The sequence below is a fragment of the Paenibacillus sp. NPDC057886 genome (assembly GCF_042796655.1).
Classification (GTDB): Bacteria; Bacillota; Bacilli; order Paenibacillales; family Paenibacillaceae; genus Paenibacillus.
This window is the reverse complement of record NZ_JBHVMZ010000007.1, coordinates 51,274-73,306: the sequence shown is the minus strand read 5'-3', so window position 1 is coordinate 73,306 and position 22,033 is coordinate 51,274. Positions and strand designations below refer to the sequence as shown.

The following is a 22,033-nucleotide window of genomic DNA, read 5'->3' as shown; positions in this document are numbered from 1 at the left end:
TCCTGAGAGATTTACTGAATGTTTTCGATCTGTTTTCTGGATGTTAAATTCAGCACTTAGCTGGAAAATCCGTTTGCTCAAGGCGTGCGGAAATGCTATGATAACTTTCAGGAAATCCGGTGCGTGTCATGTTTGCATCGTGAGCGTATAACATCATGTGCTGACACGGATCATCAGGCTTTTTAGATTGCATACAGAGGTGTCTAAGAGATGGAAATAGCAATACCGATTATTACATTGATTGTTGGTCTGGTCGGAGGATTTTTCATTGGGGTATACTACTTGCGGAAACAGCTTGAGAAAATGCAAAGTGATCCCGACATGCTCCAGAAGATGGCGAAGCAAATGGGGTATAACCTGAATGGCAAGCAAATGCAGCGCGCCCAGCAGATGATGAAGAACCAGCAGCCTGGCGCTAAGATGCCTCAGCCGCAACAACATCCTGCGCGTAAAAACTCGGGCCGCCGAAAATAATAGCTGTGAGCGAGCATTTTGCATAAATCAAAAGAGCGACTTCCAATCATTAATGTATAGATCGAAATGGTTTTATTCGTCTATATATTATACCCGGGAGCGGTTAGAATCGAATTATGCATAATGCTGAAGTGAATAGTTGCTTACAGCATGTGGTTCGAAAGGAGGCGTTCGGCAGTGGCTGGCGTTAAAGATTATTTGAATTCAAAAGTATCCGACAATCGGGAGAAGATCGAGTATCACATTGAGCAGATCTTGCAATTGATCGGTGAGGATAGCACGCGGGAAGGGCTGCTAGAAACGCCTGCACGCGTAACCCGGATGTATGAAGAGATTTTTGGCGGGTATGAAGTGGACCCGCGCGATGTACTTGGTGTGACTTTTGACGAGAATCATGAAGAACTGGTCATTGTGAAGGACATTGTCTATTACAGCCAATGTGAACACCATATGGCACCTTTCTTCGGCAAGGTGCACATTGGATATGTACCGAGTGGCAAAATTGTGGGATTGAGCAAAATGGCCCGTCTGGTGGAGGCAGTTACCCGCCGCCTGCAGGTTCAGGAGCGTATTACCTCACAGATTGCCGATATTCTGACTGAAGCGGTAGAGCCGAACGGTGTCATGGTCGTTGTGGAAGGCGAGCACTTGTGCATGTGTTCCCGCGGCGTGAAGAAGCCGGGTAGCAAGACGGTAACGTCTGCTGTGCGTGGTTCTTTCCGTGAAAATCCGGCACAGCGTGCCGAGTTCCTGTCGCTGATGAAAGATTAAGATCGGGCTCATTCCACACGTTGGACAAGCCAGAAGCATGGAATCCTTTGGCACTATTATAGTAATTGCATTCGTATTCGGCAAATTGCCGGAATCTGAAATGGCAGAATAGCGCTTGTGCCAATGGAAGCTTTCATAAATAAGCCGTGTTCCCTGGGGAACCGGCTTATTTATATATTACTTTTGCATTCACACAATTCATCCAGATTAGTTTAGTCGGAGGCTATCTTATATGAGTGTACCGTCCAATTCAGATCAACCCGGATCGCCGGGAGCAGAGCAGCAGATGCAGCTGGATCATTCCTTGCGTCTACAGATTTGGGAGACACCGCTGCTGCGCCACGGGAGCAGTGTACTTGAAGCATTTGCTTGGGAAGAGGTCATGTGCCGCCGGGTGGGAGAAGGTCAGTTGCCCGTTGCTCATATTTGGCGGCATCCAGATGCCTTTGTAGCGGGGCTGCGGGATCGGAGGCTGCCTCAGGCGGTTGAAGCGATGGAACGCATTAGAAGCCAGGGAACGGCGGTCTGCGTTCGTCCATCGGGTGGTGCAGCAGTTCCCCTGAATCCAGGGGTGGTTAACGTGTCTTTGATTTTGCCCAACCCGGGACGTGTTATCAATATTCATGATGATTTTCGGGAGATGGCCTCACTGATTGCTGAATCGCTAACACCATGGTCGAGTCAGGCACGCACGGGGGAGATCGAAGGCGCCTTCTGTCCTGGCGATTATGATGTCAGTGTGGATGGACTGAAATTCTGTGGTATTGCCCAGCGCAGACAGGCCAAGGCTTATATCATTACTGCCTTTATCATCGTGGAAGGACAAGGGGACCAACTGGCAGCAGACGTGCGTAATTTCTATCAGGATGCAGCAGACGGTGCCGGCGAAGGTTATCCGGATGTTCGGCCCGGAACGATGGCAAGTTTGCAGGAACTGGCAGGTGTCCCTTCTGCTGCGGCGTATACTGCCTCGCTTGTACGTACACTGCGTCAGCGTTTTCCCCTGGCGGAGACGAGCCGAGTGTTGACCGTGGACCGAGAAGTGGTCAGGCTGACGGCTGAGCAGATGAAACTGCGTTACGATTAGGTTCAGAAGCTTGGACTTGGAATTGGGTAATAGAGATGATATGATGTGATTTCGGAAGGAGAGTGTCTACATGGAAACTTTAAGATATACGTACTTATATGAGGTCATTTCCACAGGCGAAAAGTCTGAATTCAGCCAAATGGCTACAAGCAAGGAAGAAGCAGCTGCCCTGATCGTTGCACGTATCGCTGATCTTGAATTTACAGGTGAAGAAGATATCAAGCTGGGCGATCTGATCGCGATTAGCAAACAGGTTGGCGACAACTATGTGGCCTGTGAGGGTTGCGCCTCTTAATGGTGGTTGTACTCATAGAGTATCTCAGTACAAGCAAGTCTTCTTGAATCAAGAGGCTTGCTTTTTTGTAGTTCAAATGAAAGAGATATCTTCCAATCATCATAACATTGAACGATTCTATTTGATTCTTGTGTACGATTGACAATAATAGATTGCATATGTAGCATTTGCATAGTAACAACCAAACAGGTTATAACTGACGGAGGGATTTTCCATGGCTAAAGTAAACGTAGGCGAAGAGAATGCACAACCAATTGAACTGTATTACGAAGATCATGGTGAGGGGAAACCCATTATCCTTATTCATGGCTGGCCATTGAGTGGACGATCCTGGGAGAAGCAAGTACCTGCCCTGATTGAAGCGGGCTACCGCGTCATCACGTATGACCGTCGTGGTTTTGGTCAGTCTTCCCAACCTTGGGATGGTTATGACTATGATACATTTGCTTCTGATTTACATAAATTGATTTTACATCTCGATTTGCGCGATGCCACACTGGTCGGTTTCTCCATGGGAGGCGGCGAAGTGGCTCGCTATGTCGGAATATATGGAACAGAACGGGTTTCCAAAGCTGTATTTGCTGGTGCTGTGCCTCCTTACCTGTATAAGTCCGAGGACAACCCACAGGGAGGATTGGATGATGCAACGATTGCAGAATTCCAAAATGGGGTTAAGGGAGATCGTATAGCCTTTTTGGATGGGTTTACGAATAACTTTTTCGCAGCAGGAGATCGTACAGATCTGGTGAGCGAACCGTTCCGTCAATATAACCGGGATATCGCTGTTCTGGCATCACCAAAGGGCACTCTGGATTGCATTGCTGCCTTTGCTCTTACCGATTTCCGTCAGGAGCTGGAGAAATTCGATATTCCGACGCTGGTTATTCATGGTGATTCCGATGCTGTTGTGCCGCTTGAAGTCAGTGGACAACGTACACATGAATCCATCCCTAGCAGTCGGCTTGTTGTTGTAGAGGGGGGACCGCATGGCTTTAATGCGACACATCCTGAAGCATTTAATGCAGCGCTGATCGAGTTTTTGCAGGACTAAGCATTACTTAAATTGCTTATAAACCCAAATGAAACGCAAAAAAAGCAGGACACCCTTTCTGAAGTAGGGTGTCCTGCTTTTTCAACTGTTAAAGAACTTCGACTGCCCAGGCAAGATAATCGGCTTCTCGTTTACCTTGAGAGGCAGGCCTTTGCGAACAGCAGGTTCGCTGAGAGATATCTCTTTTTTGGCTTATATCGTTCAATTCTTAATAAGGCGGCCACAACAGCTTGCGTGCGGTCTCGTAACGTTCGGCCACAGCGGGCCAGTACACCACATTCCACCAGTCCTCAATATATTTTTTTCGTTCATTCTGGTGTTTCAGGTAATAGGCATGCTCCCATACATCGAGCGGTAAGAGTGGAACGATATCGGATTGGGACAAGTTCTGATGTTTCTCTGCCTGCAAAATCTCCAGTCTGTGCGCCCGCGGGCTCCAGACCAGCATAGCCCAGCCGCTGCCTTCCACTTTGTTAGCGGCTTCGGTGAATTGATTTTTGAACGCTTCATAACTGCCGAAATCCCGTTTGATCTGCTCTGCGAGCATACCGGAGGGTTTGCCTCCACCCTTGGGATTCATGACCGTCCAGAAAATCGTATGAAGGTAGTGGCCTGCCCCATTAAAGGCGAGTTCACGTTCCCAATGTTTGATGAGTTCAAAATTATTCTTTTTCCGCGATTCTGCCAGCTTTTTCTCTGCGGTGTTCAGTCCGTCCACGTAAGATTGATGGTGCTTGTCATGGTGAATGCGCATCGTCATCTCATCAATATGGGGCTCAAGGGCGTTATAGGCATAGGGCAGGGGAGGGAGCGTGTGTCCACCGATGGGAACGGGCTTCTCCTTGACCGGCGCTGCGGTAGAGTTGGTAGTGCCCTCTGCATTTGCATTGGGAGACTGAACAGTCGATGTAGACTGTGGCTGTACTGATGGAGTAGAATTGTTAACTTTTCCCTCAGCAGTAGACGACTCCTCTACAGCTTCACGATTGGACTGTCCAGACACGGACGTAGAAGCAACTTGTGCGTTGGAATCAGCCGTTTGTCCCGAGGTTTGAAGAATATGTTCCAGTGAAAAAGGTGAATCAGATACCAAATCTCGCAAAGCTCCAGATTGTTTCAGCGTTTCAAGTACCCCCAGGAAATACTCGGATTCGCGAATGAAATGCAGAATAACCACTTTGGCAATCGGCACATGCTGAACAGCATTACTTTGCTCCAGCAGGACGTACAGCTGTCTAATGAACTCTCGCGATTGTGTGCAGGCAGCAGCTACGAGCTGTTCAATACAGCGGATGATGTAGGGAGCAGGCGGCTGGGTTCCTGGCAGTATTTGCTTCAACAGCTGATTGGCGACCCTTTCGCTGTTCTCAAAGATCGCTTCCCATTCCGCAAGCCATTTGACATATGAGGCTTCAAGATCAGGAACCAAAGCACGGATGACAAGGGTATGTTCTTTCTCTTGCTCTTTCCAGAAACGGACTTCTTCGAGTACCCGCAGAGGCAGCAGATGCCCATATCCATACCAATTCATAAGCGGTAAACCTCCGTTCAGATGAGTTCAAATTCAGTTCCAGCAGCAGAAATAAAATTCGATGCCCGGTTCGCTCAAATTGCAATGTACAAGCCAGAGCTGTCTTTAATTACGTCCCAAAAGTATATTCTCCAGGCATGTTGTCCTATGTGTACACAAAAAAAAGAGCCCATAAGGGCTCTTGAATTACCGGATCTTCACGATTCTCCGGTATTGGTATTTTCCACATCATCGCTGCTCGTCTTGGTCACATGACTCAGGAATGTGGAGACACGGCGCAGATATTCCTTTGGATGCTCCCGGAAGATCAGCTCATGGTGCGCACCATCTACAATCCATTCATCGGAATACGGATTGGTCTGGTTGGCAGCGAGCAGCTCCGCAATGGGGTAAGGAGCTTTCTCATCTTCGGTACCATGGATGAAGAAAATCGGGAAAGGATAATCTTCTTTTTTTACTTCCTGATACGGAATTTGCTGCAATCCGGTCCCGTTCAGAATCGGGAACAGCAGGTTCATAATCTCCAGCGTAGGCTGACGCGGAAGATCTATCTGATTATGGATGTTGTGATACAGCGTATCCGGCTCAAGCAGGAATGTGCTGTCCAGAATCATGGCATCCACATCTTTGGTAATAAGCCCAGTCTGCAAGGCTGTGCCTGCACCCATGGAGAACCCCCACACGACAAGCTCCTGAGCTCCGCGCTGCTTCGCAAACTGGATTGCACCGAGCAGCTGCTGGGACTCGGCTTTGCCGCCTGTGGCGACAGCTTTGTTCACCTGTGAAGCGAAACCGTAATCGAACATCACCACATTGAAGCCGAGTTGGTGAGCATAATGGGCCAGGTCATACATTGGTACCCAGGTCTCTTCACGATTCGCACCATATCCATGGCTGAATATGATGGTTTTGTTAGCATTATCGTCAGCCGGAATATACCAACCCTGCATCGTTCGACTGCCGTCTGCTGCCGGGAACGTGATGTCTTGATACTTCATGTTCTTCGCCTGCATGGGATTGGAGAATACAGGCGCTACAGTTGGATTGGATAATACCCAAGCAATATAACCGTGTAGTGCAATGAAACAAAAGAGCAGAAAAAAAACAACGGAGAGCAACAACGCCACGACAATATGTTTGAACCGGATCAGCCTCGGTGATAACGAAGAAGGCAGATCTGACACTTTCGTTTGCAGCGGGGCTTCGCTCTGGGATGTCGGATACATGATTGCCCCTCCTTTAAAAATCAAATGAAGATAACAACGAATCGAACAGAGCGGATAAATAATTTTTCTGACTACTTATGAAGCAAAATCTTAATTTAATATATCTTTATCGTATGTTCCAATATAGTCAAAGTCAATTGATTGGAGGCATTTGTTACGCAATTGTTATATAGTTCTGAAGATATCTGGTTAACATTTCCTTAGGGTGCAAATAGCAGGGGATTTTAATTTATAAAAAGAAAATATTTACAAATATCCCTATTCCAAATGGCGCTTTTTGGTTTACAGATGAGACCGTTTCTCATATAATTTATGTAACCAAGTTTCATGTGATGAAACATGAGGAGGGCAACTTGCCATGGAAGACCGAAAGTTAACCGTCCGGGCTGTAGAACGGGCGCTGGATATATTATTGTGTTTTACAACCCGCAGTGATCTGGGGCTCACAGAAATTGCCAGCCAGATCGGCCTGCACAAAAGTACAGTCCATCGTCTGATGGCTACTTTGGAGGACAAGGGGTTCGTGATTCGGGATGCAGCCACCGAGAAGTATCGACTTGGCATACGCATCTGGGAACTGTCTGCCCATATGTCTCGCAGCGATGATCCTGCTATTCTGCTACTGCCTGCAATGGAGCGGCTCAGAGATCGACTGGGCGAAACCGTGAGCTTATATCTGCGTGATGGCAGTGAGCGGATTCGAATTCAAGCCGTACAGAGTGATCAGGCGATTCGTCGTGTAGCTCCGGTGGGCGTCAGACTTCCGTTATCCGTGGGAGCATCCAGCAAAGTGCTGATGGCTTTTGCTACCGAAGAGGACCGCGAAGATCTGATGAATGGGCCGGAGTGGCCGGTATTTATCGATCCCAAAGTATATTTGGCACAGATGAAAGACATTCTGGAATATGGCTACGCAACAAGTTATGAGGAACGTGAACCGGGAGCCGCGGCAGTATCTGTACCGATCATGGATCGGAAAGGCAACATTGCTGCTGCCCTGTCCGTATCCGGGCCTGTTAGTCGCCTCTCGCAGGAGACGTTGCATGAATACGCTCCTGTGCTGAAGGAAGCTGCTACACAGATGGGACTTATGTTATCCTGATTTTATGTTCTGGAATATAAAGGTTGTTTTTATGATTCGGTTGCGCTACTCTGTAATGGACGGCCCAACGGGGTCAGCATAATTGAATATGAATCTGCGGCTTAGATGCTGCAACTTGTTAACGTTACTGGGGGAGTCCGAATTGTCCGGACTGAGACGGAATCGCATGAGATTCCGGACCCTTTGCACCTGATCTGGATCATACCAGCGTAGGGAAGTAATCGGCGATACGACCACGAACACCATATGATGTGACCTATGGATGGACTCCGTTAAGGCGTCTGTATTAGGGGCGTTATTGGTGATGGACATAAGCCGGTTCCCTTGGGAACCGGCTTTTTTTATACAGTAAACAGGCGGAAGCTGGTGTCAGAGCTGCTTTTGGATAAAGAGCTGGGAGCCATTGGCGAGCATTGGGGTGGATATCTTTTGCCTCGACTGTCTGTATTACTTGAAGTGTATGTCCCTATTTTGTGTTGTATGGTCGCTCTTTCTTTTTCTATGCTGTGGATGATTTTGGACCCGTGCGCAAGCATTTCAATCCAGGCGATCACCAATGAGGAGGAGACAAGAGCGATGAGCACAGGAAAACAAACGGGACAAGAAGCGATGGGACAGGACAAGCAGGATCAGCAGTTGGCAAAGGAAAAAGGTACGGTGGGGCGGGTTCAGCCCTTCCCGGGCAGCCGCAAAGTGTACATTCATGGCTCACGACCGGACATTGCTGTACCGGAGCGTGAAATTGCCCTTCATGACACCAATACTCCCCAAGGGGTGGAGCATAACGAACCGCTGCGTGTCTACGATACGAGCGGGCCAATGACCGATCCCGAATTTCATGCCGATATCCGGGCAGGTCTGCCGGCGCTGCGTACCCGCTGGATTACGGAGCGTGAAGATGTTGAAGCCTACCAGGGACGAACGGTAAGACCGGAGGATAACGGACTGAAACCGGGAGGGAAGCGAACTGGAGCCGAGAAGTATCCAGGCTTGCGTGGTAAACCATTACGGGGACAGGCAGGGCGCAGCGTGACCCAAATGCATTATGCACGGCAGGGAATGATCACGCCGGAGATGGAGTTCGCCGCTATTCGTGAAGGGGTGGAGCCGGAGTTTGTACGGCAGGAGCTGGCGAGTGGCAGAGCCATCCTGCCGTCGAACATCAATCACCCGGAGAGTGAGCCGATGCTGATCGGGCGTCATTTTCATGTGAAGATCAATGCGAACATCGGAAACTCTGCGGTATCTTCTTCCATCGAGGAAGAGGTGGAGAAGATGACTTGGGCGGTACGTTGGGGTTCGGATACGGTGATGGATCTTTCCACAGGCAAGGACATTCATACAACCCGCGAATGGATCATCCGCAATTCACCTGTACCAATTGGAACAGTACCGCTCTATCAGGCGCTGGAGAAGGTCAATGGGGAAGCCGAAGCACTGACCTGGGACTTGTATCGTGACACGCTCATAGAGCAGGCAGAGCAGGGTGTGGACTACTTTACGATCCATGCAGGCGTGCTGCTGCGATATATTCCGATGACCGCCAAGCGCATGACGGGCATTGTGTCACGGGGCGGGTCCATCATGGCAGCATGGTGCCTTGCGCATCATCAGGAGAATTTTTTGTATACCCATTTTGAAGAAATCTGCGAGATTATGAAAAGGTATGATGTAGCCTTCTCTCTCGGAGATGGACTCCGCCCAGGCAGCATCTATGATGCCAATGATGAAGCCCAGATGGCGGAACTGGCTACGCTCGGCGAACTGACACAGATTGCATGGAAGCATGATGTGCAGGTGATGATTGAAGGTCCGGGACATGTGCCGATGCACAAGATTAAGGAGAATGTCGATCTCCAGATGGAGATTTGCAAAGAGGCGCCTTTCTATACGCTGGGACCGCTGACGACCGATATTGCACCAGGCTATGACCATATTACCTCAGCCATTGGAGCGGCGATGATCGGTTGGTTCGGAACGTCGATGCTCTGTTATGTTACGCCAAAAGAGCATCTGGGCCTGCCCAATAAGGAGGATGTGCGGGAAGGGGTTATCGCCTACAAGATCGCTGCTCATGCCGCTGATCTGGCGAAAGGTCACCCTCGTGCCCAGCGGCGGGACGATGCGCTGTCCAAAGCACGGTTCGAGTTCCGCTGGCGCGATCAGTTCAACCTGTCACTCGACCCGGAACGTGCGCTATCCTACCACGATGAGACGTTGCCGGCCGAAGGGGCTAAGGAAGCCCATTTCTGCTCCATGTGCGGGCCGAAATTTTGCAGCATGCGCATTACGCAGGATATTCGTGCCTTTGCCGCGGACAAAGGTTTGTCCGAAAATGAGGCTGTGGCAGCGGGCATGTTGGAAAAGGCTGAGGAATACCGGACCCGCCCTTAGGCGTCGTTACAGCGCAATCTGGGCGGCCTGACATAGTGAAAAGCCGTTCCTCTCCGTGATTGCGGAGACGAGCGGCTCTTACTTGGTATGTGGTACGTACACTTCATTTCGAAGGACAAGGATTACGACACAACATATTTTATCAGTTATAGGTTGATTGTCTCACAGGTGTTTAATAAAATGAATATAAGTAAAAACAAATAAGAGTAGCCAGGCCAATGGCTACTCCTGCACAGCATTTGCGGTAGGTATTCCTCCAAGTGCAGCATAATTCAGACGAAGTGACCCGTCAGGCCGTCAACCTGTGGCGGGTCACTTCTTTTTACGGTCGATGTATGTCAGGAGCGCAATAATTAACATTGCGAACACGATTACGTCGTTGAAAGAGAAGTTCATAGGATCACCTCCCACCGGAGGCAACCTATTTCCCACCACAAATTGGCTGTACAAAATAATTATGCCATTCGAAAGTCTCTCATTCGAGAGTCTTTTTATTTTGCTTCATGAGCTCAACACTTAACGCTGGGCCAAGCTCAAATTCTTCTCCAAGTACGCCGCAAGTGATGCTAGCGGACTATAAATCGCAATGCCTGTGTTTGCTGTGACCCGGGCTGCTGCGGGAGCCATGGACAGTTGAGCGGCGACTACCGTGCTATCCGGGTACTGCTCACCAAGTTGCAGTAATCCGGTGCTCACCGCAGCAAGATAGCCTTCCTTATCACCTCGCATAATTAACTCGAATGTCCCCGGAATCAGTGCAGCTTCAGTCTCAACTGCTTCGATCCCATTTCGCTGCCCATCCCCATCTTTTTGCTGCAAAGCCTGATTCACCCGCGCCATCGTTCCCTCAATCGTTGCGGGGTTGGTAAACGCTAGGATGTATTCACCAGGATTCTGCTGCATTTCCACAAGTAATGGATCATCAATGCCAACCACGGGCACGGGAACATACTGTGCCACCTGCTCAAGTACGACCGCAAACAGGGTACAGGTGACGAGGATGGCATCTGCATGGCAGTGCGCGATCCATTGCAGCGTTTGTGAGACTTTCTCATGCGTAACTGCCTCGGTGAAATCAGCATCATGTTTGAGGCGATCCAGACCCGGATCGACATAATGTACAAGTTCAACCTCATAAGGAGCGAGAGCTTCTTCAATCAGTGCAATATTGGAATAGTGAGCGTGAAAACAGCCAATGGTCATCATCATACTTGCCCCCTGAAATGGATTATGTCTCATATAAGTTTCGCAGATATTTAACCCATTATAGGGATGTGACAATAAACTGTACATATTTAAATTACTGTGGTAACTACATTTATCGTGAAAACGCGAATAACCGTTCATCCACAACTTCGCAGAGGAACGGTGCAACCACGTTAGCGATTCTCAATTCGCTCATCATTTCATTCTATCTCAAGGATGGGGCAGCATTCTTTTTCGCCATTTTTTGTTGCAAAATTTCATGAAAGGATAGACCTTGAGTGTTCTCATTCTCCTTTTTGGGAGCAGTGGTCGCCGTGTTGCGCGGATATTGGTGGTGGTACGGGATCATTTGCTGAATAGGCATGCGGATCATCTTGGTTCCTCCTTTAATGCATTTTCGAATATGCATAAGTGATTATTAATAGGTTATGTATTCCGACGGGTTATCGTCTCTGTTACGCAAATAGGTATATGTGACTTGTTAGACGAAACAGGCAACTTTAAGGTGTAATTCCAATTGGATTGTAGTGATTTTACCCCGTATTCAGGAGATGTAAACGTTTTTAAGTAAATTCAGGAGGAAAGGACCGCATATGTGAGGTCTCGTATGGGAGGATAGAAGCGGTTGTTAAGTGAATAGACCCAGTTTTGGGAATGCCAATTGTGTCGAAATTAAGACATATTGTCTGGTTGTATAGGTACGACGCAAGCTTGCTAACTTGGTACCATGGTCGGTTGTCGGGTGCATATTAGGGCATTTTTCGACGGATAGACAAAGGTGAAACGCCAAAAAGCCGTCAGGAAAACCTGACAGCCTAACAGCATTTTGCATAAATCCGTGAGCGGTATTCCATTGCTGAGATATAGATCGAAACGGTCCAATTGGAATTAAGAAATGACCATAATTACTATTTTTCTTATTTTTCTTGCCGAACAGCGATATACAGGTCCACTTGTACGTTCTCAGGATCGAGACTGCGCTCATCATACAATTCGAAATCTCCGGTAAACGTGCGCTCCCCCTGATTGTTCCAAGCCCACACTGCACCCCAGGCCTCACCTACGACCTCGGTCATCGGGCCTTTTCTGGAGGTGAACACCGCATATGTTGCAGGTGGCAGCTCAACGGAACTGACTCCCTCAGGCAACGATTCACCCGGACCCACCTCATGACCCACCAGTATGGTGTATTCTCCATTTATGCCATCCGTATAGTCAGCGTAACAGCCATAGCGGGCCGCTTCAGGGGCAGGCTGATAATCTGAGGCGAAGTAGCTGTTCCAGAGGCCCTGAATACAGCCTTTGCCACTAATCTCAATGGCATTGGTTGTTCTGGCGGACACACCTGCAAGGCGCTTTCCTGGCAGCGTGACATATCGAACGGGCTCTGTGGAGAGCGTATTGTCGCGAGTTCCTTGATTAAGGTCAGCGGACTCAACTGAATTTTCTGTTGAAAACGCCACGTTCCGACCTGAGCCGTTAGCATTCCATCTTTTCAAAAAAGGAAGCTGGTTGCGCAGCATCGCCCTTGCTGATTCCTCGTCCATCCCTTCCTGATTTAGGATAGCGGTGCACATTTCAATCATGCCCTCCAGCGTAATATCGGGCTGCTCGAACTTGCCTTCTTTATAACAATAGATACAGTATTCGCGGGTTGTATTGCCATCCGTTTCTGTTCCGAATTGAGCAGGGGTCGTAAGTGGCATTCCGCAGCTTTGGCATACTGTGACGTTCATCATCAATTCCTCCTCGTTATGTACAGCTTGAATATAGTAAAAGTATAACGGGAGGAACTGGACACCTGTCTGTCAGGTTAGGGGCGGAGCTTTATAATTTTGCACAATTTGTTCAGCAATTCTACGAATCTCTTCCCGAATGTGCAGAGGCTCCAGCACTTCGACATCTGCGCCAAATCCAAGAATGAACCCATACAGCCAGTTGTCCTCCGGAAATGCGACCTGGCTTATATAATACCCCTCACCATCCGAAACGACGTTCTCTATGCCAAACCATTCCTCTGCGATGTGACGGATACGAGCATGAAATCTCAGGCTCAAGGCCACTTTATTATCTGGAGTTGCCCACCCTTGCTGCCAGGGCCTGTCCTGCAGGTTGATTGGCTTACGTTCGAAGCTTCCTTGGGCAAGGACGACGTCTCGCATGCGAACCAGCTTGAACATGCGGAACTCGTTGCGTTCGTGACAAAACGCATAGAGGTACCAGGAATGCTTTTTGAGCACAAGGGTATGCGGGTCGGTCGTTCTATGAGTTTGAGTACCTTCGGCACTACAATAGGTAAATGTAATGGGTCGCAGTTGATCCATACCCTGTTCAATGAGCTGAAGTTTGATTTGCAGCGCTTCGGGATGTGTCCACATCGAATAATCCACAATGAAGCGGCTGGTATTGGCCTGGAAATCCTCATTTTTGGCTTCAGGCACGATACTGCTGAGTTTCTCCATCAACAGATCCCGCGCCACATTCGTATGGGAGGTGGAGACACTGCGCAGCGCAGTGACTATCGAGGCCAAATCCTTGTCGGTTAATACATTTCGGTCAAGCCGATAGCCCTCTGCAAGGCCAATACCACCGCTTGCGCCCTGATAGGTGACGACAGGAATACCCGCCTGACCCAGTGTGTCTATATCCCGGTAGATGGTGCGAATAGATACTTCAAACGTATCGGCCAGATCCTTGGCCTGCACCCGGCCACGATTGATCAGCAGCACAACGATGGCTAATAAACGGTCCAGTTTCATATATTGGATTCCCTTCAATCATTTATAAGTTGGATTCAGATATGTTATATTGTTGAGCATCACATATAGGAGTGGAATAAGCAATGAAGCGTATTACGATTTTGATCGCAGATGATGAAGTTGAGATCGCTGATCTGGTTGCATTGCACTTGCAAAAAGAAGGATATCACATCATCAAGGCATTTGATGGGAAAGCGGCGGTTCAAGCCGTTCAGACACAAACGATAGATTTGGCCATTTTGGATATTATGATGCCTGGTATGGATGGATATGAGGTGACCCGCAAAATTCGGGAGCAGTATCACCTGCCTATCATTTTTCTGAGTGCCAAAACCTCGGATATGGATAAAATCACCGGGCTCGTGATGGGCGCAGACGATTATATGACTAAACCATTTAACCCGATGGAACTGGTTGCACGGGTCAATTCCCAGCTGCGCCGTTCCCTTCAATTCAGCCAGTCTGTACCGATCCAGCGCTCCATTCTGGAGAAAGGCGGGCTCATTATTTCGCCAGATCAACATAGCGTCACCCTATACGGCAAGCCAGTAGAGTTAACACCGAAGGAGTTTGACATCCTGTATCTGCTCGCAAGTCATCCCAAACAGGTGTTCAGTGCGGAGAGCATCTTTGAACAAGTGTGGGGAGAGGCTTATTATGAGAACGGCAATACCGTGATGGTTCATATTCGGACCCTGCGCAAGAAGCTGGGAGAAGATGTGGACAAGAACAAGTTTATCAAAACGATCTGGGGTGTGGGGTACACGTTCAATGAATAAACGCAGAAGTTTTCGAACGACTATGATTCTGTTGCTTGGTTTGAGCATGCTGGCATCTGGTGCGATTACCTTTGGGGTATATAAACTGATGCAATACTATTATACCGGTGTGCGTGCGGAGGATCAGTTAGCGGAATATCGTCACTTTATGAGAAGCATAGGGGATATTTACTTTTTCCTCATCTTGTTCATACCACTTGCGATCCTGTTCTTCTTCTGGTTTACTAAGCCGTATGTTACCTACTTCAAAAATATCTCCACAGGTATCCGGCAACTCGCGAGTGGTGATTTCCAGCACCGTGTACAGATTTCGACGAAGGACGAGCTGGGCGCGATTGCAGAGGATATCAATCTGGCGAGTCTAAAACTGAGGGAAGCGGTAGAACGGGGAGATTTTGCGGAGAGCAGCAAGGACCAACTGGTTGTAAACCTGGCGCATGATTTGCGTACCCCTCTAACATCAGTATTGGGTTATCTGGATCTGTTGATGAAGGATGATCAGCTGACAGAGGAGCAGGTCAGGCACTTTACAGCGATTGCTTTTACCAAATCTCAGCGTCTCGAGAAACTGATCGATGATTTGTTTGAGATTACACGAATGAATTATGGCATGTTGCCGATTGAGAAAAAGAGACTTGATCTTAGTGAGCTGCTAAGGCAGATGAACGAAGAGCTGTACCCTGTTTTTGAAAAGAACCGCCTGGTCACCCGACTGCATATCGATTCCGAGTTAACCATTTCCGGTGATGGTGAAGTGCTTGCACGCGTGTTTGAGAACTTGTTGATCAATGCAGCGCGTCACGGTACGGATGGTCTTTATGTGGATATCCATGGGCATCGTGATGCAGGACAGGTGATCATTCAGATCATGAACTATGGGGGACATATTCATCCGGATGATCTGCCTCATATTTTCGATATGTACTATACCGGAGATCGTGCGCGGACACCTCAGGAAGGTGGAACAGGTCTGGGGCTGTTTATTGCCAAAAATATTGTGGAGCAGCATGATGGGTCCATTTCGGCCCAAAGTGATATCGTACGGACCGTATTTGAAGTGCGGTTGCCTGCGTTAGAATGAAGTCCTGTGCTATATAAAATGAACTAAACATTTACACGAGAACGGAGAGGACAGAAATAACCTGAAGAAGCGGAGCGTTCGCCTTTATCCCCGGATTTTCCCCTTTGAATAAGGGAATCCAAAAAAAATCTGGGGATAAGAGTGATCGGAAGGTTGTTCTGTCATCGGAGTGGTAAGTGTAAATATTCTTTAGTTCAATTTATATAGTTTAAGAAAAACTTTAGAATTGCCCTGCTTTTTTTTAACTAGTTTTCTCTATCCTTGAATATACGAGGTAAAGGAGGAACAAGGGATGAAGAAGTGGGGATTTTTGATATGTATCATTGTACTGGGATATTTTTTTTCCAAGTCACCTGCATTGTTTGAGCAGAAGGAAGAAGCGAATCTGCAAATTCAGGATACGACTAAAAGTCGGGCGGGATATACCAAAAGCATTAACGTGGAGAATCAAGTACATAAAGGGAATTTACTGCTCGTCAATTCGGAGTATCCCGTTCATGCGGAGGGTATTAGAACAGACATTGTCAAACTGGCTGAACAACATGATCTGGTCCGGGGATACGGATTGCTGGATCAGAATATCATGTTGTCAAAGTACGTAGCGCAAGCGTTCCAGAAGATGATTGAAGCTGCTGCGAAAGATGACGTGCGATATTTCATTATCAGCAGTGGTTATCGGGACTTTACAAAACAGGAGCAGCTATATAAGGAAAAGGGCTCGGACTATGCGCTTCCTGCGGGTCACAGTGAACATAATCTGGGCTTGTCGATGGATATCGGCTCTACCCTGGCTGCCATGAGTGAAGCGCCAGAAGGAGCTTGGCTGGAGAAGAATGCATGGAAATACGGATTCATTTTACGTTACCCGAAGGATAAAGTGGACATTACCGGCATTCAATACGAACCCTGGCATTTTCGGTATGTAGGACTGCCGCATAGCGCCATCATGTATCATAATCACCTGGTGCTGGAGCAGTATTTGGAGCTGCTGCAACAGAAAAAGAGCATTTCCGCTGAGGTTGGGGACGAGCACTATCTTGTACACTATTACGATGCATCCAAAGATGAGAGCATTAACGTACCTGAGCACGGTCAATATGAGATATCGGGAGACAACATGAACGGAGTTGTCGTGACGGTGGAGGAATAAACAACAAGAAATACACGGAGGTTCATTATGAAACCTAGAGAGTTCAATATGAAGATCGTATGGGTCGCGACATTGATCGTCTATCTGTATCTGCTAACCAAACTGATCCTGTTCAAGGGACATACGATGGATTGGGACGTCGTGAGGGTTCAACTTATGGCGATCGCGCAGCAACCGGATCTGATTCATACGCGAACCGTTAACCTGACGCCATTTCAGGAGATTTCAAGAGACTGGCATAGCCTGTCTTTACATCGTCCGGGTACCGCGATCCATCTAATGGGCAATGTCATGGCTTTTATCCCACTGGGCATTTTCATTCCAGTGCTGTTGGGTAACAAGCTTTTGTCAGGGGCCAAGGTACTCGTACTTTCCTTGCTCTTAAGTTTTGCTTTTGAAGCGACACAGCTATTAACGGGCATGGGCATATTCGACGTGGATGATCTTATGCTGAACACCTTTGGTGGAATGGTCGGTTATGTTCTATATACCATGCTTATCAGCATGAAACGAATGATTATGGGAGGAACAGCTCGCACCGCGAAAAAAGAGTATAATTCCAATCAGAGTCGCGTGTAAGGAGGGGGAGCATTTGATGATTTTCTTGGCTGCTTTAATGATTGGGATAGGAATTTTATTTATCGTTCGTCCACGTTATGTTACTCATTCTTCGTCGGAGGATGGAACCAAGAACAATCAAATTACCTCCAGATGGATTGGGTACTCACTGATCATAATGTCCTGTCTGTTTGTGGTCATGGCCACACTGCAATCACTGGATCAAGCATCACATTACATTGGACATTGAAGAGAAGTCTAGTAGTGCAATACAGCCTTTGTCATATTAATCAAAAAAAGCTCTCCGTCACCGTGCAGAGTGCACGTGGCGGGGAGCTTTTCTGTATAACTTAATTGCATTAAATATAAAGGCAATTAAGATTTTTTCATCATTTGACGCAATACGGTTTGCAGGATACCACCGTTATGGTAGTAGTCCACGTCCACCATGCTGTCCAGACGAGCAATGACAGGGAAGTCGAACTTGGTGCCGTCCTCACGAGTTACGGTAACCGTCAGTTCTTGTCCTGGTTTCACATCATTGCTCAGACCTGTGATGTCATACGTTTCACGACCGTTCAGACCGAGGCTGGACCAGCCGTGACCTTCCTGGAATTGCAATGGCATTACGCCCATGCCCACCAGGTTACTGCGGTGAATACGCTCGAAGCTTTCTGCGATAACGGCTTTGACGCCAAGCAGGAATGTTCCTTTTGCCGCCCAGTCACGCGAGCTTCCTGTACCATACTCTTTACCTGCGATAACGATCAGGTTCTGTCCTTCGTCCTGATACTTCATGGAAGCGTCGTAGATGGACATCTCTTCATCTGTTGGCAGGTATTTCGTAATACCACCCTCAGTTCCTGGAGCCACTTGGTTACGGATACGAATGTTTGCAAACGTACCACGCATCATAACTTCATGGTTACCACGACGGGAGCCGTAGGAGTTGAAGTCTTTGCGTTCTACGCCATGTTCTTTCAGGTACAGCCCAGCCGGACTGGATGGTGCGATATTACCCGCTGGCGAGATGTGATCCGTTGTTACGGAATCAGCAAGCAATGCCATGACACGTGCGGAACGAATATCTGCGATATCAGTCAACTTGTCGCCAAGCTCCTGGAAGAATGGTGGATTCTGAATATACGTGGAGTTTGGATCCCACTCATACAATTCGCCTTCCGGTACAGGGATCGTATTCCAACGTTCGTTAGCTGTAAATACGTTCTCGTATTTGTTACGGAACATCTGTGCGTTCAGCGAGCTAGCGATGGTATCCTTGATTTCCTCGGAGCTAGGCCAGAGGTCTTTCAGGAATACAGGCTCGTTGTTGGTATCATAACCGATTGGATCGGTTGCAAAATCAATATTAACGGTACCCGCGAGAGCATACGCCACAACGAGTGGCGGAGAAGCCAGATAGTTGGCTTTGACCTGCGCGTGCACACGACCTTCAAAGTTACGGTTACCGGACAATACAGCCGCTACCGTCATATCGTTCTCTGCGATTGCTTCACTTACTTCGTCTGGCAGTGGGCCAGAGTTACCGATGCAAGTTGCGCAACCATAGCCGGCAACGTTGAATCCGAGTTTGTCGAGATATTCGATCAGTCCTGCTTTTTCCAGGTACTCGGTAACAACGAGGGAACCTGGAGTCAAGCTGCTTTTCACGTAGCCAGGCTTAGTCAGACCACGTTCAACGGCTTTTTTCGCAAGCAGACCCGCTCCGACCATAACGCTAGGGTTTGATGTGTTGGTGCAGCTTGTGATTGCCGCGATAACGACAGCACCAGCAGTCAGTTCGCTAGTGGAACCGTCAGGGTGTTTCACAGGCACTTTCTCAGCGATTTTCTCGTCGCTCAGACCATAGCCGCCTTTGTCGATCGGCGTGCGAATAATGCTATTGAAGCCTTCTTTCATTTGAGTCAGCTCGATGCGATCCTGTGGACGTTTTGGTCCGGCAAGACTTGGAACAACGGATGCCAGATCCAGTTCAATCACGTCTGTAAACTCAGGATCAACCGTATCAGCAGTACGGAACATGTTCTGAGCTTTGTAATAAGCTTCAACCAGATCTACCTGTTCGTCGGTACGGCCAGTATTACGCATATAGTTCAGTGTTTCGCTATCAACAGGGAAGAAACCAATTGTTGCGCCGTACTCTGGTGCCATGTTGGCTACCGTTGCACGGTCAGCCAGGCTGATGTTGCCAAGGCCCGGTCCGTAGAACTCGACAAATTTACCGACAACGCCTTTTTTACGCAGCATTTGAGTAACTGTGAGTGCCAGATCCGTTGCCGTTGAGCCTTCGCTCAGGCTGCCTGTCAATTTGAAACCGATAACGTCCGGTGTTACAAAATAAAGCGGTTGGCCCAGCATACCTGCTTCAGCCTCGATCCCGCCAACACCCCAACCAACAACGCCGAGTCCGTTGATCATGGTGGTGTGGGAGTCGGTTCCTACGAGGGAATCCGGGAATACAACAGTTTCGCCATCAATGGTTTTGGTTGCAGCCACGGAAGCCAAGTACTCCAGGTTAACCTGGTGAACGATCCCTGTGGATGGTGGAACTGCACGGAAGTTGTTGAATGCCGTTTGCGCCCAGCGCAAGAAGCGGTAACGCTCTTCGTTACGCTCGAATTCAACCTTGATGTTGTAGTCGAGTGCATCGTTCGTTCCGAACGCATCAACCATAACGGAGTGGTCGATAACGAGATCGACGGGTACGAGTGGGTTGATCTGTTTTGGATCACCGCCTGCTTTTTTCACAGTATCACGCATTGCTGCAAGGTCAACGACAACGGGTACACCGGTGAAATCCTGCAGAACGATACGTGCAGGGATAAATGGAATTTCTTTGTTATTGTCACGGCCTTCTGCCCAGCCGGTCAGTTGTTTTACATGTTCTTCGGTAATAGCACGTCCGTCGAATTGACGAATAGCTGCTTCGAGCAGCACTTTAATGGAGAAAGGAAGCTTGGAAAGGTCGCCGTAGCCGCCTTCCTGAAGAGCATCTAAACTGTAGTAGCGATAAGACTTGCCTCCGACCTCAAGACTGCGGGCCGCGGAGAAATGATTCTTGGCTGACATACATGTACCTCCTTAAAATGTGTCGGTGAGATGAAGAAAACGTTCATTTAGGTGAAGAACAGGCCTTCATCGTTCCGTGTCCTTGTTCGTTAGTTTCATTAGGTGAAACGCAATTTCATAATCGTAACTTTAGTTTTAAGTATACCGTTTTCAACTCCGTACGTAAAGGGCTTTTTGCCTGTCCAGCCAAGCCATTGAGAGATTGAATGCGTTCTCAAGTAAAGGGAATGGATGCGATCTCTTCCGTACGCATTATCCCCGATAATAAGGCTTCAAAACAGAACCGGACACATACAACCGAAATTCTCTCATATAAATAAAAGGAGTTTTCATGCAATGGATCATTCCGGATAGAACTCATGCCAAAGGGGGACACAGGCTTGGAACGCGAATGGAAGAGTGCCTTATATACCTACGTGAACCAGTATAATCGCTGTGAGATCGACTACCGTCCACAGACAAGCGAACGGATTGTCACCGATCCGGAATTTGTGCTGGAACGGGGGGAGCGGATGGCCAGACTGGACCAATGGTACCGCAAGCGGCGGGCCGTGCCTCTTCGCAGTGAGACCAGCGCCAAGCTTGTGCGGACACTTATGGATGGGGCAGATGAATCGGTGGTCGATGTGCAATTGTACAGCAGGCTGTTCTATGAGAAGAACGGTTTGACCCATCGGGAAGACCGGATTGAACGGGAACGCCTGACCTTTCTTAGGCAAGGTGGAGTTTGGACCATTGCACGTGTGGAACGTGAAGTGCCGGAGCGTCGTCCGGTAGGAGAGGGTCGCCCCTTTCAACAAGCCGATTTTGTACAGGCGATGAACCGGCCGCTGCTTAACCGAGAAGTACTGGGACAGGGTAGAAGATCGAGGCAGCAGCTGTATCGCAGGGATCTGGCTGTCGCCTACGCGGACCGGTGGTGGAATGCGGGAAACCCGGCATTTGAGGAATTCGAAGTAGATTGCACCAATTATGTGTCCCAATGTCTCTTTGCAGGGGGAGCACCCATCCACTATACTGGTAAAAGAGAAGCAGGATGGTGGTACAAAGGCTATGTAAATGGCTCTGAAATGTGGAGTTACAGCTGGGCCGTGTCCAATAGTCTGGAGCGTTATTTATCCGGCAGCAGCTGGGGATTGTCAGCGACCGAAGTGGATCGTCCAGAGCAGTTAATGCTCGGAGATGTAATTCTCTATGACTGGGACGGGGACGGCAGGTTTCAGCACAGCACCGTTGTGACCGCTTTTGATGCGGGGGGCATGCCGCTTGTGAATGCACATACGGTCAGCAGCCGCCACCGTTTTTGGGATTACCGGGATTCTTACGCTTGGAACGAGCAGACGGTGTACCGGCTTTTTCACATTGCAGATGAGTTTTGATGGTCAAAGATTTTACGGGATTCGGTGACGTGGACATCCGGTTCCGTGTAAAATAAGTCTAGATAACAGAATAAAAGTGGTGCTGAACATGCAGACATGG

General features: G+C 48.4%; 19 protein-coding genes, 1 pseudogene and 1 riboswitch. Of the genes and pseudogenes, 13 read left to right on the top strand and 7 right to left on the bottom strand.

The window, feature by feature from the left end:
• The first annotated feature begins 210 nt into the window (after positions 1–210).
• The 5 genes from ACFVQB_RS23285 to ACFVQB_RS23265 all read left to right on the top strand — a co-directional run bounded on the left by ACFVQB_RS23285 (position 211) and on the right by ACFVQB_RS23265 (position 3,678).
• Positions 211–474 carry a YneF family protein gene (locus ACFVQB_RS23285; RefSeq protein WP_076290490.1) on the top strand — a complete coding sequence of 88 codons (264 nt, stop codon included), beginning with the start codon at positions 211–213 and terminating at the stop codon, positions 472–474.
• A gap of 177 nt (positions 475–651) precedes the next feature.
• Complete coding sequence (folE, locus tag ACFVQB_RS23280; RefSeq protein WP_079695742.1) at positions 652–1,245, top strand: GTP cyclohydrolase I FolE; 594 nt, start codon at positions 652–654, stop codon at positions 1,243–1,245.
• Positions 1,246–1,477: 232 nt separating this feature from the next.
• On the top strand, positions 1,478–2,332 hold the full coding sequence (locus ACFVQB_RS23275; protein ID WP_379444685.1) for a lipoate--protein ligase family protein: 855 nt from the start codon (positions 1,478–1,480) through the stop codon (positions 2,330–2,332).
• A 70-nt stretch (positions 2,333–2,402) separates the two neighbouring features.
• The gene (locus ACFVQB_RS23270; protein ID WP_053779639.1) at positions 2,403–2,627 is read left to right on the top strand and encodes a hypothetical protein; all 225 of its coding nucleotides are present in this window, start codon (positions 2,403–2,405) and stop codon (positions 2,625–2,627) included.
• A gap of 214 nt (positions 2,628–2,841) precedes the next feature.
• Positions 2,842–3,678, top strand: coding sequence for an alpha/beta fold hydrolase (locus ACFVQB_RS23265; protein WP_379444681.1), 837 nt, complete (start codon positions 2,842–2,844; stop codon positions 3,676–3,678).
• Positions 3,679–3,886: 208 nt separating this feature from the next.
• Here the strand turns inward: ACFVQB_RS23265 and ACFVQB_RS23260 are convergent, their stop codons facing one another.
• Both ACFVQB_RS23260 and ACFVQB_RS23255 read right to left on the bottom strand, forming a co-directional pair.
• Positions 3,887–5,209, bottom strand: coding sequence for a Fe-Mn family superoxide dismutase (locus ACFVQB_RS23260; protein WP_379444677.1), 1,323 nt, complete (start codon positions 5,207–5,209; stop codon positions 3,887–3,889).
• Between the two features lie 197 nt (positions 5,210–5,406).
• Complete coding sequence (locus ACFVQB_RS23255) at positions 5,407–6,435, bottom strand: alpha/beta hydrolase (RefSeq protein ID WP_379444673.1); 1,029 nt, start codon at positions 6,433–6,435, stop codon at positions 5,407–5,409.
• Between the two features lie 358 nt (positions 6,436–6,793).
• On the opposite strand from ACFVQB_RS23255, the gene ACFVQB_RS23250 reads away from it, so the two are divergent.
• Both ACFVQB_RS23250 and thiC read left to right on the top strand, forming a co-directional pair.
• The gene (locus tag ACFVQB_RS23250; protein ID WP_063568040.1) at positions 6,794–7,537 is read left to right on the top strand and encodes an IclR family transcriptional regulator; all 744 of its coding nucleotides are present in this window, start codon (positions 6,794–6,796) and stop codon (positions 7,535–7,537) included.
• 119 nt (positions 7,538–7,656) lie between these two features.
• Positions 7,657–7,770, top strand: a riboswitch (TPP riboswitch).
• Between the two features lie 376 nt (positions 7,771–8,146).
• Positions 8,147–9,931, top strand: coding sequence for a phosphomethylpyrimidine synthase ThiC (gene thiC, locus ACFVQB_RS23245; protein ID WP_379445480.1), 1,785 nt, complete (start codon positions 8,147–8,149; stop codon positions 9,929–9,931).
• Positions 9,932–10,447: 516 nt separating this feature from the next.
• Here thiC and ACFVQB_RS23240 read toward each other — a convergent pair.
• From ACFVQB_RS23240 to ACFVQB_RS23225, 4 genes are all read right to left on the bottom strand, one after another.
• A complete protein-coding gene (locus ACFVQB_RS23240; RefSeq protein ID WP_379444667.1) occupies positions 10,448–11,140 on the bottom strand; it encodes an aspartate/glutamate racemase family protein in 693 nt (230 codons plus the stop codon).
• A 202-nt stretch (positions 11,141–11,342) separates the two neighbouring features.
• Positions 11,343–11,510, bottom strand: coding sequence for a hypothetical protein (locus tag ACFVQB_RS23235; RefSeq protein WP_379444663.1), 168 nt, complete (start codon positions 11,508–11,510; stop codon positions 11,343–11,345).
• A 544-nt stretch (positions 11,511–12,054) separates the two neighbouring features.
• Positions 12,055–12,876, bottom strand: a complete 822-nt coding sequence (locus ACFVQB_RS23230; protein ID WP_379444660.1) for a zinc ribbon domain-containing protein — start codon at positions 12,874–12,876, stop codon at positions 12,055–12,057.
• Positions 12,877–12,945: 69 nt separating this feature from the next.
• Positions 12,946–13,896, bottom strand: coding sequence for a helix-turn-helix transcriptional regulator (locus ACFVQB_RS23225; protein ID WP_379444656.1), 951 nt, complete (start codon positions 13,894–13,896; stop codon positions 12,946–12,948).
• Positions 13,897–13,979: 83 nt separating this feature from the next.
• Here ACFVQB_RS23225 and ACFVQB_RS23220 point away from each other — a divergent pair, with 83 nt between their 5' ends.
• The 5 genes and pseudogenes from ACFVQB_RS23220 (at position 13,980) to ACFVQB_RS23200 (ending at position 17,714) form a co-directional block, all read left to right on the top strand.
• Entirely contained in the window at positions 13,980–14,675 is a 696-nt protein-coding gene (locus ACFVQB_RS23220; protein WP_379444652.1) for a response regulator transcription factor, read from the top strand.
• A complete protein-coding gene (locus tag ACFVQB_RS23215; RefSeq protein ID WP_379444650.1) occupies positions 14,668–15,756 on the top strand; it encodes a HAMP domain-containing sensor histidine kinase in 1,089 nt (362 codons plus the stop codon). Before ACFVQB_RS23220 ends, ACFVQB_RS23215 begins: the two co-directional genes overlap by 8 nt.
• Before the next feature lie 292 nt (positions 15,757–16,048).
• Positions 16,049–16,703: pseudogene (locus tag ACFVQB_RS23210) on the top strand (M15 family metallopeptidase); the annotation flags it as partial.
• Positions 16,704–16,933: 230 nt separating this feature from the next.
• Positions 16,934–17,485, top strand: a complete 552-nt coding sequence (locus tag ACFVQB_RS23205; protein WP_379444646.1) for a VanZ family protein — start codon at positions 16,934–16,936, stop codon at positions 17,483–17,485.
• Between the two features lie 13 nt (positions 17,486–17,498).
• The gene (locus ACFVQB_RS23200) at positions 17,499–17,714 is read left to right on the top strand and encodes a hypothetical protein (RefSeq protein ID WP_379444642.1); all 216 of its coding nucleotides are present in this window, start codon (positions 17,499–17,501) and stop codon (positions 17,712–17,714) included.
• Positions 17,715–17,839: 125 nt separating this feature from the next.
• On the opposite strand, the gene acnA is transcribed toward ACFVQB_RS23200, so the two are convergent.
• Positions 17,840–20,554: an aconitate hydratase AcnA gene (gene acnA, locus ACFVQB_RS23195; protein ID WP_379444639.1), complete on the bottom strand. Its 2,715-nt coding sequence runs from the start codon at positions 20,552–20,554 to the stop codon at positions 17,840–17,842.
• Between the two features lie 380 nt (positions 20,555–20,934).
• On the opposite strand from acnA, the gene ACFVQB_RS23190 reads away from it, so the two are divergent.
• Positions 20,935–21,933, top strand: coding sequence for an amidase domain-containing protein (locus ACFVQB_RS23190; protein WP_379444635.1), 999 nt, complete (start codon positions 20,935–20,937; stop codon positions 21,931–21,933).
• The last annotated feature ends 100 nt before the right edge of the window (positions 21,934–22,033 follow it).